Below are 17,064 nucleotides of genomic sequence, written 5' to 3' on the forward strand. Positions count from 1 at the left end.
TGCGTTTCCGACTCTATCAGATCTTTTCTCGATCCGATTTCCTCGGTGCTTTCCAGGTTCCCGCTCTCGCGTTTCCCTTTCCGGCGGTTCCGACTCTATCAGATCCTTTCGGCGTCTGATCCCCGGTCAGCGGGGTTCGTCCTCGCGGCTGTTGGGCCGTTCCGACGTCTCAAACCTTAGCGGATCCGCCCGGCGATTCCCAATCGGGCCGCCGAGTCCCTATTCGAATTGAATTCGGGCGCGCCGAATTTAACCCGTAGGAAGGATCGTGCTGAAGGTATGAGAGGTGCCGCTCAGGGCGGCTGAGGTGCTACCGGAGAACCGTTACGGCTCCGCGGCAACCCGAAGAACTTTACGGATCGAGCCGGGGCGTGTCAACACCCCCCTGTCAAGATCTTTTCCGAGGGCGTCAGTCCAGGTCGCTGAGCCGGCCGCCGGCGTCCGGCTGGGCGTGCTCCACCCTGCGCAGCAGCCTGGTCAGGACCTCGCCGAGCACCCCGCGCTCCGCGGGAGTGAGGTCCTGGAGCAGGTCCTCCTCGAAGACCGTCGCCAAGCGCATCGCCTCCAGCCACTTCTCGCGGCCCTCGGGCGTCAGCTCCACGATGACGCGGACGCGGTTGGACTCGTCGCGCTCCCGGGTGACCAGTCCCTCGGTGACCATGCGGTCGATCCGGTGGGTCATGGCGGCCGGGGTGAGGCCGAGCCGCTTGGCCAGCTCGCTGGGGCCCATGCGGTAGGGGGCGCCGGAGAGGACCAGCGCCTTGAGGACCTCCCACTCGGCGTTGCTGATGCCGAGGGCGGAGGTCTGACGGCCGTAGGCGACGTTCATCCGGCGGTTCAGCCGGGACAGCGCCGACACGATCTTCTCGACCTGGGGGTCCAGGTCCTGGAACTCGCGCTGGTAGGCGGCGATCTGTTCTTCGAGCGTCGGCTCCGTGACGCCGCCGGGGGTGTCGGCCATGGACGCAGTATCCCACGGGAGTCCTTTGCTTTGAAGTCCTTGACCATGTAGTCTTTAGCCTTGAAGTTTAGCTTCGAAGTCTTCAGGTCTAACTAGTGAGAGAGGTGAACGTGACCAGGGCGATGGGCGCAGCGATGCGCCGGATCCACGTGGGCAACGCACTCAGCGCGTTCGGACTGGGCTTCACCGTCCCCTACCTGTACGTCTATGTGGCGCAGGTGCGGGGTCTGGGAGCCATGACGGCGGGTCTCGTGCTCGCCGTCTTCGCCGTGGCCGCGCTGATCGTGCTGCCGTTCGCCGGCCGGGCGATCGTGCGGCGCGGCCCGCTGCCGGTCCTGCTCGCCGCCCTGGTGACCGCCGCCGTGGGCGCGCTGAGCCTCGGTCTGGCGGGCACCGCCGTGAGTGTGCTGCTGTCCGCCGCGGCCCTCGGGGCCGGACAGGCCGTGATGCAGCCGGCGCTGGCGACGATGATCGTGGACTGCTCCTCGGCGGACACCCGCTCGCGTGCGTTCGCGATGCAGTTCTTCCTGCAGAACCTGGGGCTGGGCGTCGGCGGTCTCATCGGCGGCCACCTCGTCGACACCACGCGCGTGTCGTCGTTCACGCTGCTGTTCGCGATCGAGGCGGCGATGTTCCTGCTGCTGGTCGGCGTGCTGGCGACCGTGCGGATGCCGCGCTCGCCGCGCCTGGCGGACGCCCCGGCGGGCTCGGCGAAGGGCAGCTGGAAGCGGCTGCTCGGGAACCGGGCGATGGTGCAGCTGTCCGTGCTGGGCTTCGTGATCTTCTTCGCCTGCTACGGGCAGTTCGAGTCGGGGCTGAGCGCGTACGGCGTGGAGGCGGCCGGGATATCCACGTCCGCCCTGGGGACAGCGCTGGCCGCGAACACGCTGATGATCGTGGTCGCCCAGTTCGCCGTGCTGCGGTTCGTGGAGCGGCGCCGGCGGTCCCGGGTCATCGCCGCGGTGGGTCTGATCTGGGCCGTGGCCTGGCTGGCCGCCGGGTACGCGGGGCTGGGGCACGGCAGCCAGGAGATGGCCACGGCCGCGTTCGTGTCGACGTACGCGCTGTTCGGTCTGGGCGAGGCGATGCTGTCGCCGACGGTCGCGCCGCTGGTCGCCGATCTGGCGCCGGAGGGCATGGCCGGGCAGTACAACTCGGCGTTCGCGCTGGTCAAGCAGTTGGCGCTGGCCGTCGGTCCGGCGGTGGGGGGTCCGCTCGCGGCCTCGCTGCACGGGCCGTACATCGTGACCTTCCTGCTGTTCTCGCTGGGGATCACCGTTCTCGCGCTGCGGCTGGGTCGGCGGCTCACCGCCGTACAGGACCGGCCCTGGCTGGCGCGCGGGACCCGGGTGGTCGCCCGGGGCGGGGCGTCCACGGGACCGGTGCCCGCGGACGCGTGAGTCCGCGGTGCGTCACGGCCGTCACCTCCGGGTGGCGGCCGTCGTCATGTGCCGGGCGTGTCAGTCAGAGCGAGGGAGCTCCGGGCCGCGGGTCCACGGCGTCCAGCAGCTCGCCGACCTCGGGGCTCTCGGGCGTGTCGCCCGGTACGCCGGGTCCGTCTGCCGTGATCGGCTTCCGGCACCGGGCGGACGGGTGACCACGCTGCCGCGCCGGCGGGTCCGGCAGCCGGTCAGTGCTTCGCCTTCGGCAGGACGAACTCGCACCACACCGCCTTTCCGCCGCCCGGGGTGCGGCGGCAGCCCCAGCTGGAGGCGATCGTCGCCACGATGGCGATGCCCCGGCCCGACTCGTCGCCGGGCTCGGCGCGGCGGCGCCTCGGCAGGTGGTCGTCGCCGTCGGTGACCTCCACGATGAGGCGGCGGTCGGTGCGGCGCAGGCGCAGCCGCATGGGCGGGATGCCGTGCTGGAGGCTGTTGGCGACCAGTTCGCTGGTGGCGAGGACGCCGAGGTCGTGCAGTTCGGCGGGGAAGCGCCAGCTGGTCAGGACGCCCGAGGCGAAGGCACGCGCGCGAGGGGCCGCTTCCACACCGCCGAGGAGTTCGAGGGCCGCGTTGCGGAAGAGGTCGCCGTCGGGGCCCGTCCGCGCGGGGTGCTGGAGGACCAGGACGGCGACGTCGTCGTCGTGGTCGGCGGTGACGCCGGCAGAGCGGACCAGACGGTCGCAGACGACCTGGGGGCTTCCGGTCGCGCCGGCGAGGGCGCCTTCGAGCGCGGCGATGCCCTCGTCCAGGTCGGCGTCGCGGCGCTCGACCAGGCCGTCGGTGTAGAGGACGGCCGTGGAGCCGGCGCCGAGGGCGATGGAGCCGGACGAGTGGATCCAGCCGCCGGTGCCGAGGGGCGGACCGGTGGGTTCGTCGGCGCGGGAGACCGTGCCGTTCTCGTCGCGGACCAGGATCGGCAGGTGACCGGCGGACGCGTAGACCAGGCGTCCCTCGTTCGGGTCGTGGACGGCGTAGACGCAGGTGGCGATCTGGTTGGCGTCGATCTCGGCGGCGAGGCCGTCGAGGAGTTGCAGGACCTCGTGCGGGGGCAGGTCGAGGCGGGCGTAGGCGCGGACGGCCGTGCGGAGCTGGCCCATGACGGCGGCGGCCCGCACCCCGCGGCCCATGACGTCGCCGATGACGAGGGCGGTCCGGCCGCCGCCGAGGGTGATCACGTCGTACCAGTCGCCGCCGACCGCGGCCTCGGTGCCGCCGGGCTGGTAGGTGGCGGCGATGCGCAGGTCGTCGGGCTGTTCCAGTTCCTGCGGGAGCAGGGAGCGCTGGAGGGTGACGGCGGTCTCGCGCTGGCGGCGCTCGCTGGCGCGCAGGCGCTCGGCGGCCTCGGCGTGGTCGGTGACGTCCGTGGCGAAGACGAGAACCGCACCGCCGCCGGCGTCGCGGTCGCCGTCCTCGGCGACGGGGGTGCAGGTGAAGGTGTACGAGCGGCCGTCGACGGCCTTGCGGGACTTCAGGGTGCGGGACTTGCCGCTGCGCAGCACCTGGTCGAGCAGCGGGAGCAGGCCCAGTTCGGCGAGTTCGGGCAGGGCCTCGCGGGCGGCCACGCCGGTGGCGCGGGCGCCGAAGGCCGTGGTGTAGGCGTCGTTGACGTAGGCGATGCGGTGGTCGGGGCCGTGGACGAGGGCGACGAGGGCCGGGACGCGGTCCAGGACGTCACGCGCGGGCAGTTCGTCGACGGCGGGTACCGGGGCCGTGCCGTCGGCGGGCCGTTCGGCGCGGGCCGCGGGCACGGAGCCTTCCCCCCGCCGGTCCGGGGAGACCGCCGTCTCGGTCCGCGCGGCGGCGCGGCGCTGCGTTCCGGGGAGCCGGGCGCTCCAGCGCGTGAAGTTCACTTGGGGGAAGCCTCGTGGGTGCTAGGGCGGGCGGGCGCCCGTCCGACGTCGTAGGGCAGTCTGGCAGGGAGCGGGCCGCGGCGGGCGACAACCGTCAGACGCCGGGGCGGGCCGTGGAGTTCCTGAGTCCGGTCAGGACGACCCCTTCGGGTCGTCGGAGGGGCCGTGAGGAGGCTTTCCACCGGCCGCGAGTTCGAACTCCGCCCGGGGGTGTTCGAGCGAACCGAGCGAGACGATCTCCCGTTTGAAGAGCCCGGCGAGGGTCCATTCGGCGAGCACCCGGGCCTTGCGGTTGACGGTGGGCACCCTGCTGAGGTGGTACAGGCGGTGCATGAACCACGCAGGGTAGCCCTTCAGTTTGCGCCCGTAGACCTGTGCGACGCCCTTGTGCAGGCCGAGGGAGGCGACCGAGCCGACGTACTTGTGCGCGTACGTCTCCAGGGGCTCGCCGCGCAGGGAGTGGACGATGTTGTCGCCGAGCACCTTGGCCTGGCGGACCGCGTGCTGGGCGTTGGGGGCGGTCTCGGTGCCGGGTTCGGCGGCCGTGACGTCAGGGACGGCGGCGGCGTCACCGGCGGCCCAGGCGTGCTCGGCGCCGTCGACGGTGAGCTGGGCGGTGCAGCGCAGCCGGCCGCGGTCGGTGCGCGGCAGGTCGGTGGCGGCGAGCAGCGGGTGCGGTTTGACGCCGGCCGTCCACACGACCGTACGGGTCGGGAAGCGCTGGCCGTCGCTGAGCACGGCGACGCGGTCGGCGCAGGACTCCAGGCGGGTGTCCAGCAGCACCTGGATGTTGCGGCGGCGCAGCTGGGTGACGGTGTAGCGGCCCATCTCGGGGCCGACCTCCGGGAGGATGCGGTCGGTGGCCTCCACGAGGATCCACTTCATGTCCTCGGGGCGGAGGTTGTGGTAGTAGCGCGCGGTGTAGCGGGCCATGTCCTCCAGTTCGCCGAGGGCCTCGACGCCCGCGTAGCCGCCGCCGACGAAGACGAAGGTGAGGGCGGCGTCGCGGACGGCCGGGTCGCGGGTGGAGGAGGCGATGTCCATCTGCTCGATGACGTGGTTGCGCAGGCCGATGGCCTCTTCGACGGTCTTGAAGCCGATGCCGTACTCGGCGAGGCCGGGGATGGGCAGGGCGCGGGAGACCGAGCCGGGGGCGAGGACGAGTTCGTCGTAGCCGAGGAGTTCGGCGGTCCGGCCCTCCTCGGCGGTGGCGAGGGTGGTGACGGCGGCGGTGCGTACGGCGTGGTCGACGGAGGTGACCTCGCCGACGACGACGTGGCAGTGGTCCAGGACGCGGCGCAGCGGTACGACGACGTGGCGCGGGGAGATCGAGCCCGCGGCGGCCTCGGGGAGGAACGGCTGGTACGTCATGTAGGGATCGGGGGTGACGACGGTGATCTGGACCTCGCCCCTCCGCAGCTCGGCCCTCAGCTTCCGCTGGAGGCGCAGGGCCGTGTACATCCCGACGTAGCCGCCGCCGACAACCAGAATGCGCGCACGTTCCTTCACCATCCCATGACGCACCCGGCGCTGGTGTTTGTCCACAGCCCCGACAATTTGTGTGACCGGCGGCCGGGCGTGCGCACGGCCGGCCGTGGCGTCCGCGCGGGACGAAAGGGGGCAGGTCAGCGGGGACGGGCGACAGGGTGCGAAGGGCAGGAATCGGGATGTATACACCCCGTACTCCGATCGGGGGGCGCACTGTACGGAACCTGCCCCTTCTGAATTGACTGCCTCTCAACTATGTTCGTGTGTCGACGGGGTGTAGGGAATGTGGTCGAACGGGTCCGCGACGGGCGGATCCGGTCGGGACCGATGCCGCTTCCGCGCACCTCGCGTTCAGTGGCGGGGAGTCTCCGGGGGGAGACGTCATTACCGGGGGAAACACATGCATGTTCAGGACACGCATTGGGCATCGGCGGCCGCCGTCGCGCCCGGCGGCAAGGCGATGAGCGCGGCGGTGGGCGGCGGACGCGCGGACGCCGCGCGGACGACCCCGCTGCGGGTGGACGCACAGCGCAATCTGGAGCACGTGCTGCGTGCGGCGCGTGAGGTGTTCGGCGAGCTGGGGTACGGCGCGCCGATGGAAGACGTGGCGCGGCGGGCCCGGGTCGGGGTCGGCACGGTGTACCGGCGCTTTCCCAGCAAGGACGTGCTGGTCCGGCGGATCGCCGAGGAGGAGACGGCCCGGCTGACCGAGCAGGCCCGGGCGGCGCTCGGGCAGGAGGACGAACCGTGGTCGGCGCTGTCGCGGTTCCTGCGGACCTCCGTGGCGTCGGGGGCGGGGCGATTGCTGCCGCCGCAGGTGCTGCGGGTCGACTCCGCCGCTCCGGACGAGTCCGGTACGGCCGGTGATGCGGTCGGCCTCGTCGGAGAGGCCCGGGTGCCTCAGCAGCGGGTGCAGCCGGGGAGCGGTGAGCTGCGGCTCGTGGCGCAGGAGGCCGCGGTGGCCGACGACGCCGGGGCCGGGGCGCTGCTCGATGTGGTCGGGCAGTTGGTGGACCGGGCCCGGGCGGCGGGTGAGCTGCGGACGGACGTGTCCGTGGGGGACGTGCTGCTGGTGATCGCCACGGCGGCGCCGTCGCTGCCGGACGCGGCGCAGCAGGCGGCGGCGTCGGCGCGGTTGCTGGACATCCTGCTGGAGGGGCTGCGGTCCCGGCCGTAACCGGCCCGCACCTCGGCTTCGTCTCCGGGGGGCGTTCCGTCCCCCGACGGCACCACCGGTACCGCCGTCACCACCCGTGCGCCAGGCGCGGTCGGGTGGTGCCGTTGGCGCCTGTGGTGCCGGTGGCACCTGTGGTGCCGGTCGCACCTGTGGTGCCGGTCGCACCTGTGGTGCCGGTCGCACCTGTGGTGCCTGCGCTCCGACGGGTGTTCGGGGCGGTGCGGGGGCAGTGCGCTCGGATGAGTGGATGAGGTGCGCGCGGGGGCTTCCGGGGGAGCTCGCTGTGGCAGGCTGACGCCTGACGGGTTGGGCTGGGCCGGGGTCGGGGGCTGTCCGCGATGGGCGTTGACGGGTGGGACGGGTCGCGCGGTGACGACGGGGACGCGGAGACCCGGGAGCTGACCTCACCCCAGGTGCCGCACCAAGGCGGGCGGCCGGCGCCGTCCGGCGGGGCCCGAGACGGGAACGTGCCGGCCCAGCGTGAGGGGAGCGTGCCGCCCCCGCGCCGGGAGACGCCGCCCGCCGACGCCGAGCTGATCCAGCGGATGCGCGGCGGTGACGACTCCGCCTACGAGGAGCTGTACCGGCGGCACGCCGACGCGGTACGGCGCTACGCCCGTACCTGCTGCCGGGACGGGCACACCGCCGACGACCTCACCGCCGAGGTGTTCGCGCGGACGCTGCAAGCGGTGCGGGGCGGCTCCGGGCCGGAACACGCCGTACGGGCCTATCTGCTGACCTCCGTCCGGCGGGTCGCCGCCCACTGGGCGAAGTCCGCCCGGCGGGAGCAACTCGTCGACGACTTCGCCCTCTTCGCCCAGCAGGCCGCCCAGGTCCCGGAGGCCGCCGACGACACCGCGTTCATCGGCACCTCCGCAGCGGGCCTCGGTCTGGCCGCCGACGTCCGCGCCCTGCGCGAGGCCGAGCAGTCGATGGCCATGCGGGCCTTCCGCTCGCTGCCCGAACGCTGGCAGGCCGTGCTGTGGCACACCGAGGTGGAGGACGAGTCCCCGAGCGAGGTGGCCGTCCTGTTCGGGCTGGACGCCAACGGCACCCGGGTGCTCGCCAGCCGCGCGCGCGAGGGGCTCAAGCAGGCGTACCTCCAGGCGCACGTCAGCGCCGCCCTCTCCCACGACGAGGACTGCGCCCGCTACGCCGACCAGCTCGGCGGCTACGCCCGCCGCAAGCTGCGCGTCCGCGCCGAGCGGGGGCTGCGCAAGCACCTGGCGGAGTGCGCCAGGTGCCGGCTGGCGGCGGCGGAGATCGAAGAGGTGGCGAGCGGTATCCCGGCGGTCGTCCCGGTCGCGGTCATCGGCTGGTTCGGGGCCGCCGGGTACGCCAAGGCCCTCGGGATCGTGGCCGGGGGCGCGGGGGCGGGAGCTGCCGGCGCCGCCGCCGCGGCCGGTGGCTCGTCCGGCGGGGCGGGCGGTGGGGGCGGGGCCGCGGCCTCCGAGGGACTCGGGGCGCCGGTGAAGGCCGGCATCGCGGCCGGTGTGGTGGCGGTGGCCGCCGCCGCGGTCGCGCTGGCCCTGGTGAACGACGGCCACCCGGCGAAGGAGGTCGCCCAGCCGGCACCGGCCCCTTCCCCGTCGGTGTCCGCACCGGTGGTACGGCCCGGGACGCCCGCGCCCGCACCGCCTCCCCGCACGTCCCCGCCGAAGCCCGTAGCCCTCGCTCCCGAACCGGCGCGGACGCCCGCCGGCACGCCCTCCGGCACGCCCGCCCGCACGCCCGCCGTGCCGCCGCCCCCGGCGAAACCGAAACCGGCCCCCGTCCCCGCCCCGGCGCCGACCCCGAAACCGGAACCCACGCCCAAGCCGGCCCCGACGCCCACTGCGCCACCGGCGCCCACCGTCTACGAGTTGAGCGAGCTGCGCTTCGACGTCGCCGGTGACGGCACCCGGCCCGAGATCGCGCTCGGCGAGAGCAGCTGGGTGTGGCAGCGGTACGGCCTGTCCGTCGGCGGCGAGCGGTATGCGCGCGGGGTCACCGTCCGCGGCGACTCCTCCGTCACCGTCGTCCTCAACCGGCGGTGCGCCGCCTACGACGCGCTGGCCGGCGTGGACGACCTCACGCGCGGCCTCGGCAAGGTCTCCTTCTCCGTCTACGCCGACGGGGTACGGCTGTGGCGGTCCGGCATGGTCAAGGGCCGCGACCCGGCCGTCCCCGTCCACGTCGACCTCACCGGGCGCGCGACCGTACGGCTCGTGGTGGAACCGCACAGCAACGCCTTCGACCGGGCGGCGCTCGCGGACTGGGCGCAGTCCCGGTTCACCTGCCGGTAGCCGGGCCGCCGCCCCGGGATGCCGCGCCGGCCGCCGCCGCGGCACCCAGCTCGCGCAGGACGTCCGCCACGCCGAAGGAGGCGCCCCGGGCGCACTCGGCGGCGTAGCGGCCGGCCGGGAGGGCCGCGCGGGCCCCGGCACGCACCCGGGCGGCCTCGCCGCGCTCCGGCTCGGGCCGTTCCAGGCCGTCGCGCCAGCGGTCCGCGGCGGCGAACAGCCGCAGCGCGCCCGGCAGATCGCCGAGCCGGGCCAGCAGACCGGCGGCCACGTCCACCAGACCGGCCGTGATCGACTCGGCGCACTGGTGGTCCACGGCCTCCCGCAGGGCCTCCGCCAGGATCGCCAGCCCGTGCGCGGGCCCCGACTCGTCGGCCGCGAGGAGTGCCTCGACCATCCGCTGGGCCGCGACGAACTGCGGGGGCGGGGTGCCGTCCCGGATCACCGCGCGCGTCGCCTCGTACAGCTCGCGGGCTTGCGCGTGCTGGTTGTCGTGCAGGGCGATGTGGGCGCGCAGGAGCAGGACGAAGGCCCGGGACTCCGGTACCGCGAACCGGTCGGCGGCCCTTCCCGCCTCGTCCAGCGCGGCCAGCGCGGCCTCCCGGTCGCCGGAGCGGTAGGCGATCTCGGCGAGCCGGGCCATGAGGAACGGTGACTCGGCGTGGGCGCCCACCTCGTTGGCGAGCCGCAGCGCTTCCTCGTACTCGCCGCGCGCCTCGTCGTACCGGCCCCGGGTCATGGCCGCCTCGCCGGACGCGCCGCACACCTGCGCCCGCATCCAGCGGTCGCCGACGCGCCGGGTGAGCGTCCGCAGCTCGGCCAGGTCCTCGTCGACGCCCCGCAGATTGCCCGGGGAGTCGACGGTCACGTGGGCGCGGTACATCAGGGCGACACCGAGCTCCCAGTCGCCGCCGTAGCGGCGGCAGTTGTCGACGCACTCGGTCATCAGCAGGCGGATGTCCGTCGGACCGCCCAGGTAGTAGGAGGTCAGCGGCCAGATGATGCCCGGGAGCCGGGCGGCCCGCGGTCCGCCGCCCTCGTAGGCCGCCCGCACGCGCGCGAGGTACTCGCGGGCCCGCTCGTCGGCCGCCAGGTTCTCCGTGTCCGTCTCGGAGGTGAGGAACAGGTCCAGCATGCGCAGGTCCATCCGCAGTTCGCGCAGCGGGTGCCCTTGCTCCCCGCCGGGGGCGGCGAGGAAGGCGCCCACCGGGTCGGCGGCCTCCGTCCGCGCCCTCACCTCGTCGGCCGGCGCGCCCGGGGGCAGCGTGTCCAGGGCGACGCCCAGGCGGAGCACCAGCCGCACCCAGGCCACCGCCTCCTGACGGTGGTTGCGCAGCCACCAGAACCAGCCGGTGGCCAGGACGATGGCGCCCGCCTCCGCCTCGTCCCCCGCCCGGACCGCGCGGTCCAGGGCCGCGCGGATGTTGTCCAGCTCGCTCTCCAGGCGGGCGATCCAGGGCAGCTGGTCCGCCGAACGCAGTCGCGGCTCCGCCTCCTCCACCAGCGCCCGCACCCACGCGCGGTGGCGTCGCTCGGCCGCCGCGCGCAGCCCGGGGACCTCGGCGGCGCGCTCGGTGGCGTACTCGTGGATGGTCTCCAGCATGCGGTACCGCATGCCGGCGCCGGTGCCGTCCGGGTCGTGCGGGGCGGCGACCACCAGGGACTTGTCGACCAGCGCGCCGATCAGGTCCGTCGCCGGGCCGGTGCACACGGCCTCGGCCGCCGCGAGGTCCCAGCCGCCGGCGAAGACGGACACCTCGCGCAGGACCGTCCGCTCCCGCTCGTCCAGCAGCTCCCAGGACCAGTCCACGACCGCGCGCAGGGTCTGCTGGCGGGGCAGGACCGTGCGGCTTCCGGAGGTGAGCAGGCGGAAGCGGTCGTCCAGGCGGTCGGCGATCTGGCGCGGGGTCAGCAGTCTGAGCCGGGCCGCGGCCAGCTCGATGGCGAGCGGCAGCCCGTCCAGCCGGCGGCAGATCTCCGCGACGGCCACGGTGTCGCCGAGCACCGCGTCGGCGTCGGGACGGACGGCCTTCGCGCGCTCGGCGAAGAGGCGGTGCGCCTGCTCCGGGACGAGGGGCTCGACCGGGCGCACCGACTCACCGGGGACGCCGAGGGGTTCACGGCTGGTCGCGAGGATCGTGAGCCCCGGGCAGTGGGTGAGGAGGGTCTCGGCGAGGGCGGCCGCCGCGCCGATGACGTGCTCGCAGTTGTCGAGGATCAGCAGGTGGCTGCGCGGGGCGCAGTACTCGATCAGCAGGGCCGTGGGGTCGGCCTGCGGGGTCGCCAGCTCGTTGGTCAGCAGCACGGTCTCGCGCAGACCGAGCGCGCTGACCACCGCGCCGGGCACCGCCTCCGGGTGGTCGAGCGGGGCGAGTTCGACCAGCCAGGCCGAGGGGAGCGGTGCGGCGGCCTCCTCGGCGAGACGGGTCTTTCCCGAGCCGCCCGGTCCGGTGAGCGTCACCAGGCGGGCCCTGTGCAGGTCGGAACGAATGGCGTTCAGCTCCGGTTCCCGCCCGACGAAGGAGGTCAGGCGGGGACGGAGATTGCCGGTGCGCTCGGGGCATCGCGGGGGCGCGGGGTGCGACGAACGCGCCGGGGGCTTGCGGGTGTGCGCGGACTCGGGGGTCTCCGGGTGGGCGGGGGTCTCCGGGTGCGCGGGGGCCTCCGGGTGCGCCGGGGTCACCGGATGCGCGGCGGCTTCCGGGCGCGCGGGGGCCTCCGGGCGCGCCGGGGTCTCCGGGTGCGCGGCGGCGTCCAGGGGCTCCTGTTTCAGCAACGAGGCGTGCAGGGAGCGCAGTTCCGGGCCCGGGTCGGTGCCGAGGGAGTCGGCGAGGGTGCGGCGGGCGGTCTCGTAGGCGGCGAGGGCGTCGGCCGGGCGGCCCGTGTCCCGCAGGGCGCGGATGAGGAGGGCGTGCAGGGGCTCGTCGTACGGATGGGCGGAGGTCAGCTCCCGCAGCTCCGGTACGGCCTCCTGGGCGCGGCCGAGGTCCAGGGCCGCGGCGGCGCGGGCGCGGGTCGCCTCCAGGCGCAGGGCCTCGGGGCGGGCCGCGGCGGTGCGGTCGGGGAGGTCGGCGAGGGCCGGGCCGTACCAGAGGGCGAGGGCCTGGGTGAGGGTGCGGTGGGCGGTGGCCGGGTCGCCGGCGGCGAGGGCCCGGGTGCCGCTGTGGGCGAGGCGGGCGAAGACGTGGAGGTCCACGTCGTCCTCGGTCGCTTCGAGGCGGTAGCCGCCCGGGGTGGAGGCGACGGTGTGCCGGCCGAGGGTGCGGCGCAGCCGGCCGACGAGGGCCTGGAGGGCGGCGGGGGCGTCCTGGGGCGGGTCGTCCGCCCAGATCTCCCCGACGAGGGTGTCGGGGGCGGTGGTGCGGCCGGGGCGGAGGGCGAGGGCGGCGAGGAGTGTCCGCAGGCGCCGGCCGCCGATGGGTACGGGGGTGCCCCGGTCGTCCGCCGCTTGGGTCACGCCCAGGATTCTGTACCGCACCTGGTCATTGTGGCGGGGGGTGCGGAATGGGGCACAGGATTTCGAATCCCGGGGCGGCGGGGCGCCCGGCAGCTGAGCCATCCCCGCCACTCGCGCCCCCCGGCTGAGCCAGCCCCACCGCTCACGCCCCCACCGCTCACGCCCCCGGCGTCAGCGCACTCCGCCTCGGCTGGATCCCCGAAGGGACCGCGCGGGAGCGGGTCGGGGTGCCCGTCCAGCAGGTGCCTCGGCGGGAGAGGAGGCGGCGCAGCCACAGTTCGAGGGAGACGAGGTCGGCCAGCCCGTCCAGGGGGAGGGTCTCGCCCGCCGCGGCCGAGCGCAGCGCCTTGCGGACGACACGCGCCTCCACCAGGCCCGCGTCGGCCAGCAGCGGTGTGGCGAAGAGGTCCAGGAGGGGGTCGGCGGCCGCTCGCAGCCCCGCGCGCGCGGCCGCCGCCGAGGACGCGTGGGAGGGCGCGCCCCAGCCGGACGGGAGGTCGGTGACGCCGGCGCCCTCCAGGACGGTACGGAGGATGGCGGCGCGGGCGCCGGGCTGGACGCGCAGGGCCTCGGGGAGGGCGCGGCAGGCGCGCACGACCTGGTTGTCGAGGAACGGCGCGTGCAGCCGCTGGGAGCGGATCTCCGCGGCCTGTTCCAGGACGCGGAGGTCGGCGGCGTGCCGGGCGAGTGCCGCACGCGCGCGGTAGTCGCCGGGGCGCTGTGCGCCGGTCGCGGAGCGGTCCGCCTCCGCCTGGAGCAGAACCGATACTTCAGCCAGCGCCTCCCCCGTCAGCCACCGGGCTGCCGGGCCGGGTCTCGCCCAGGACAGCGCGGCGAGGGACGCGCCGACCGCCCCCTTGGGCTCGTCGAAGCGGCGCCGCATCAGCCGTTCGGCCAGCACCTCCAGGCCCGCCCGGTAGGGGGTGCGGGCGAGGCGCCGGGCCGCGCCGTACACGCGCGCGGGGACCATGACGGAGCCGTCCGCGCGGGCGAGCGCGGCGACCGGCCGGACCAGGTGGCGCCGTTTGCGGTCCACGAGCAGGTCGGCGAGGCGGGCGGGGTGGGCGTCCAGGACCTGGCGGGCGCCGTGGCCGGTGAAGTGGTCGGCGCTGCCGGCGGCGAGCCGCGCGCGGTGCCGGGCCGCCAGGACCAGGGAGGGGCCGGGTTCGTCGGTCAGCGGGCCTTCGAGGTCGGCGTACGGCAGGGTCTCCTCGTCGCCGGTGACCACGACGTGGTGCAGCCGGGGGTCGGCGGCCAGGGCGCCGGCGCGTTCGAGTTCGGCCTCGCGGCCGGGCACGGCCAGGTCGTTGAACGTGACGGCGAGGAGCCGTTCGCCCGCGCCCGTGCCGTGGCCGAGGAGCGTGCCCGGTCTGCCGGGCAGTCCGGCGGCCAGCAGCGCGAGCGTGCCGGAGGCGGGGCCGCCGGACAGGTCGGCGCCGATGCCGGGGGCCGGCATGCCGCGCGCGGCCCGCCGCTCGGCCGGGCCCATGCCGGGGACCGGCCCGGGGTCCAGGTCGGGCACGTGCCGGGGTGCCGACAGCCGGGTGCGGACGGCCTCCACCAGCGCGTCCCGGACGGCGTCCACGGCGCGGCCGGGGTCGGCCGGGGGCGCGGCCACGGCGAGGGAGGCGACCGGCTCGTACCCGGCGACCTCCCGCGCCCCGGCGCGCAGCACCAGCGCGTGCCCCGGCGGAATGCGCCGTACGCCCTCGTAGGGGGTGCTGTCGCGCAGCGCGGCCGGGACGTCCGGGGCGGCGAGCAGGGCGGCGAGGTGGGTGAAGTCGAGGTTGGCCTCGACGAGGTCGGCGAGGGGCAGCGCGGCGGTGGCGTAGGCGGTGCCGCCGGCCCAGGGGGTGTAGAACACCGGCCGAGCGCCCGCGAGATCGCCGCAGACGGTGATGCGGCGGCCGGCCTGGACGACGGCCGTGTAGCTGCCAGGCCAGGTGGTCAGGTGGCGGAGGGCGCCCCCGCGCGCGGTGAACAGGCCGCGCCGCAGCTCCTCGTCGGTGGCGCCGCAGATGCCGAGGACGGCGATCCGGTGCTGTGCGTCGGCGTGCACGACGCGCACCTCGTCCGGGCGCCAGTCGCCGACGGCCCACAGCGGATCCGGGTCGCCCCACAGGAGTTGGGAGCCGACCGGGTGGAGGGTCTCGCCGTCGTATCCGACGGCACCGGCGGATCCGGTCCCGGCGGCGCCCGCGGCGGTGCTGCTCCAACCCACCAACCACCGCATCGACGCCTCCACAGGCTGTGGACGAACAGTGCACCGTACGAACCGGACCCCATGCTGCCATGAAGGGCGCGCGGGAGAGGGACGGCGGCACCGCCTTCGATCGGGGGAAAACCAAGGGGAACACGCGGCGCGGGCCTCGGGAGTCGGCGGCCGGCCGGCGTCGGCGGAGTGGGGGGGACCGGGCGACGCCGCACGGGCCCGGCGCGAATGCGCCCCCTGCACGCTCCCCCAAACCGCCCTTCGCGCCCTCAAGTTGCATGGTCGGAACGGCAATTGAGCGCAGATGGCAGGGGGCGGTTTTCGGCCAATTAAATGGAGGGGCACCGGAGATGAGCACGCTCCGTAGGGGCCTGCGGAGCGCGCGGCGGCCCACACGCGCGCACGGCCCGGGAGGCGGGCATCGCCTCCCGGACCGGTCCGCCACCCGCGGGGATGAAGGCGGCGGTGTCCCCCAGCCCACTGGATCCAGTACAGCGGGCCGACCCACGCAAGAGCCATGGAACCGCTCCCCGGGTGGCCGGGGAAGAGCGCACGGACGGGCGCACGGCCACACGTGCGGGGGCACGCGGCGACGCACCGTGCACGGTGCGTACAGGGAACGGACCTTCGTACGGACCACAATCCCGCCAACCGGAACAATGCCCCTTAACGCTTGGGATGCGGCGAACTACGCTGGGTTTACGAATGCCGCGTGGTTATGCCAGAGCGGCAGCCGTCTGTGTCGAGGGGTGGCGCATGTCCAGGGAGCAACGCGGGCCGAACGAAAAACTCGGCGCCGTTCTCGCCCTCGCGGGAATCAGCAACGCGGGACTCGCCCGCCGCGTCAACGACCTCGGCGCGCAGCGCGGGTTGACGCTTCGCTACGACAAGACGTCCGTGGCGCGCTGGGTGTCGAAGGGCATGGTGCCGCAGGGTGCGGCGCCGCACCTCATCGCCGCCGCCATCGGCCAGAAGCTCGGCCGGCCGGTGCCGCTGCACGAGATCGGCCTGGCGGACGCCGATCCCGCGCCCGAAGTGGGCCTCGCCTTCCCGAGGGACGTGGGCCAGGCGGTGAGGTCCGCGACGGAGCTGTACCGCCTCGACCTCGCCGGCCGCCGCGCCGGCTCCGGCGGCATCTGGCAGTCGCTCGCCGGGTCGTTCGCGGTCAGCGCGTACGCGACGCCCGCCTCGCGCTGGCTGATAACCCCCGCCGACAGCTCGGTCGCGCGGGAGGCGGGCTCCGTCGAGGGGTCCGGCGCACCGATCAAAGTCGGCCACAGCGATGTGCAGAAGCTCCGGGAGGCCGCCGAGGACGCCAGGCGGTGGGACTCCAAGTACGGTGGCGGGGACTGGCGTTCGTCGATGGTGCCGGAGTGCCTGCGGGTGGAGGCTGCCCCGCTGCTGCTCGGCTCCTACTCCGACGAGGTCGGCCGCGCCCTGTTCGGCGCCTCGGCCGAACTCACCCGGCTCGCCGGCTGGATGGCCTTCGACACCGGGCAGCAGGAGGCCGCGCAGCGGTACTACATCCAGGCGCTGCGGCTCGCGCGCGCGGCGGCGGACGTCCCGCTGGGGGGTTACGTCCTCGCCTCCATGTCGTTGCAGGCGACCTACCGGGGCTTCGGCGACGAGGGGGTCGACCTGGCGCAGGCCGCGCTGGAGCGGAACCGGGGGCTGGCGACCGCGCGGACGATGAGCTTCTTCCGGCTGGTCGAGGCGCGGGCCCACGCGCGCGCGGGAGACGCGCAGGCGGCCGGCGCGGCGCTGAAGGCGGCGGAGGGGTGGCTGGAACGGTCCCGTCCCGGTGACAACGACCCGTCCTGGCTCGGTTTCTACGGGTACGACCGGTTCGCCGCGGACGCGGCCGAGTGCTACCGGGACCTGAAGGCACCGCGCCAGGTGCGCAGGTTCACCGAGCAGGCGCTGTCGAAGCCGACGGAGGAGTTCGTGCGGTCGCACGGACTGCGGCTGGTCGTCTCCGCGGTCGCCGAGCTGGAGTCCGGCAACCTCGACGCGGCGTGCGAGCAGGGGGTGCGGGCCGTGGAGGTGGCCGGGCGGATCTCGTCGGCACGCACGACGGAGTACGTGAAGGACCTCCTGCACCGGCTGGAGCCGTACGGGGACGAGCCGCGCGTGGTGGAGCTGCGGGAGCGGGCCCGCCCCCTGCTGATGGCTCCGGCGTAGGGCCGCGCCCCTTC

At 74.9% G+C, this 17,064-nt stretch carries 9 protein-coding genes; 4 read left to right on the forward strand and 5 right to left on the reverse strand.

Annotated features, from left to right (window positions below; translation table 11 throughout):
- Positions 1 to 409: 409 nt before the first annotated feature.
- Positions 410 to 961 carry a MarR family transcriptional regulator gene (locus tag AB0947_RS25225; RefSeq protein ID WP_366752618.1) on the reverse strand — a complete coding sequence of 184 codons (552 nt, stop codon included), beginning with the start codon at positions 959 to 961 and terminating at the stop codon, positions 410 to 412.
- A 134-nt stretch (positions 962 to 1,095) separates the two neighbouring features.
- Between AB0947_RS25225 and AB0947_RS25230 the strand changes: the two genes are divergently transcribed.
- Positions 1,096 to 2,361 (forward strand): MFS transporter, encoded by a 1,266-nt coding sequence (locus AB0947_RS25230; RefSeq protein ID WP_366752818.1) that lies wholly within the window; start codon positions 1,096 to 1,098, stop codon positions 2,359 to 2,361.
- Between the two features lie 230 nt (positions 2,362 to 2,591).
- On the opposite strand, the gene AB0947_RS25235 is transcribed toward AB0947_RS25230, so the two are convergent.
- Positions 2,592 to 4,253 (reverse strand): SpoIIE family protein phosphatase, encoded by a 1,662-nt coding sequence (locus AB0947_RS25235; RefSeq protein WP_366752619.1) that lies wholly within the window; start codon positions 4,251 to 4,253, stop codon positions 2,592 to 2,594.
- Positions 4,254 to 4,385: 132 nt separating this feature from the next.
- Positions 4,386 to 5,765 (reverse strand): NAD(P)/FAD-dependent oxidoreductase, encoded by a 1,380-nt coding sequence (locus tag AB0947_RS25240; protein ID WP_366752620.1) that lies wholly within the window; start codon positions 5,763 to 5,765, stop codon positions 4,386 to 4,388.
- 376 nt (positions 5,766 to 6,141) lie between these two features.
- On the opposite strand from AB0947_RS25240, the gene AB0947_RS25245 reads away from it, so the two are divergent.
- Together AB0947_RS25245 and AB0947_RS25250 are read left to right on the forward strand one after the other, a co-directional pair.
- Positions 6,142 to 6,918 (forward strand): helix-turn-helix domain-containing protein, encoded by a 777-nt coding sequence (locus AB0947_RS25245; RefSeq protein ID WP_366752621.1) that lies wholly within the window; start codon positions 6,142 to 6,144, stop codon positions 6,916 to 6,918.
- 338 nt (positions 6,919 to 7,256) lie between these two features.
- The gene (locus AB0947_RS25250; RefSeq protein ID WP_366752622.1) at positions 7,257 to 9,203 is read left to right on the forward strand and encodes a sigma-70 family RNA polymerase sigma factor; all 1,947 of its coding nucleotides are present in this window, start codon (positions 7,257 to 7,259) and stop codon (positions 9,201 to 9,203) included.
- On the opposite strand, the gene AB0947_RS25255 is transcribed toward AB0947_RS25250, so the two are convergent.
- Both AB0947_RS25255 and AB0947_RS25260 read right to left on the reverse strand, forming a co-directional pair.
- Entirely contained in the window at positions 9,190 to 12,678 is a 3,489-nt protein-coding gene (locus AB0947_RS25255; RefSeq protein ID WP_366752623.1) for a BTAD domain-containing putative transcriptional regulator, read from the reverse strand. The genes AB0947_RS25250 and AB0947_RS25255 overlap by 14 nt on opposite strands.
- A 136-nt stretch (positions 12,679 to 12,814) precedes the next feature.
- Positions 12,815 to 14,890, reverse strand: coding sequence for an asparagine synthase-related protein (locus tag AB0947_RS25260; RefSeq protein WP_366752624.1), 2,076 nt, complete (start codon positions 14,888 to 14,890; stop codon positions 12,815 to 12,817).
- A gap of 735 nt (positions 14,891 to 15,625) precedes the next feature.
- Between AB0947_RS25260 and AB0947_RS25265 the strand changes: the two genes are divergently transcribed.
- The gene (locus AB0947_RS25265) at positions 15,626 to 17,050 is read left to right on the forward strand and encodes an MFS transporter (protein ID WP_366752625.1); all 1,425 of its coding nucleotides are present in this window, start codon (positions 15,626 to 15,628) and stop codon (positions 17,048 to 17,050) included.
- Positions 17,051 to 17,064 lie beyond the last annotated feature (14 nt).

Source organism: Streptomyces sp. NPDC047841 (genome assembly GCF_040704085.1).
GTDB lineage: Bacteria > Actinomycetota > Actinomycetes > Streptomycetales > Streptomycetaceae > Streptomyces > Streptomyces argyrophylli.

Coding starts and splice junctions, on each gene's coding strand:
- AB0947_RS25260 (WP_366752624.1), bottom strand. CDS start 14,890: ATGCGGTGGTTGGTGGGTTGGAGCAGCACCGCCGCGGGCGCCGCCGGG.
- AB0947_RS25240 (WP_366752620.1), bottom strand. CDS start 5,765: ATGGTGAAGGAACGTGCGCGCATTCTGGTTGTCGGCGGCGGCTACGTC.
- AB0947_RS25250 (WP_366752622.1), top strand. CDS start 7,257: ATGGGCGTTGACGGGTGGGACGGGTCGCGCGGTGACGACGGGGACGCG.
- AB0947_RS25265 (WP_366752625.1), top strand. CDS start 15,626: ATGTCCAGGGAGCAACGCGGGCCGAACGAAAAACTCGGCGCCGTTCTC.
- AB0947_RS25230 (WP_366752818.1), top strand. CDS start 1,096: ATGCGCCGGATCCACGTGGGCAACGCACTCAGCGCGTTCGGACTGGGC.
- AB0947_RS25225 (WP_366752618.1), bottom strand. CDS start 961: ATGGCCGACACCCCCGGCGGCGTCACGGAGCCGACGCTCGAAGAACAG.
- AB0947_RS25245 (WP_366752621.1), top strand. CDS start 6,142: ATGCATGTTCAGGACACGCATTGGGCATCGGCGGCCGCCGTCGCGCCC.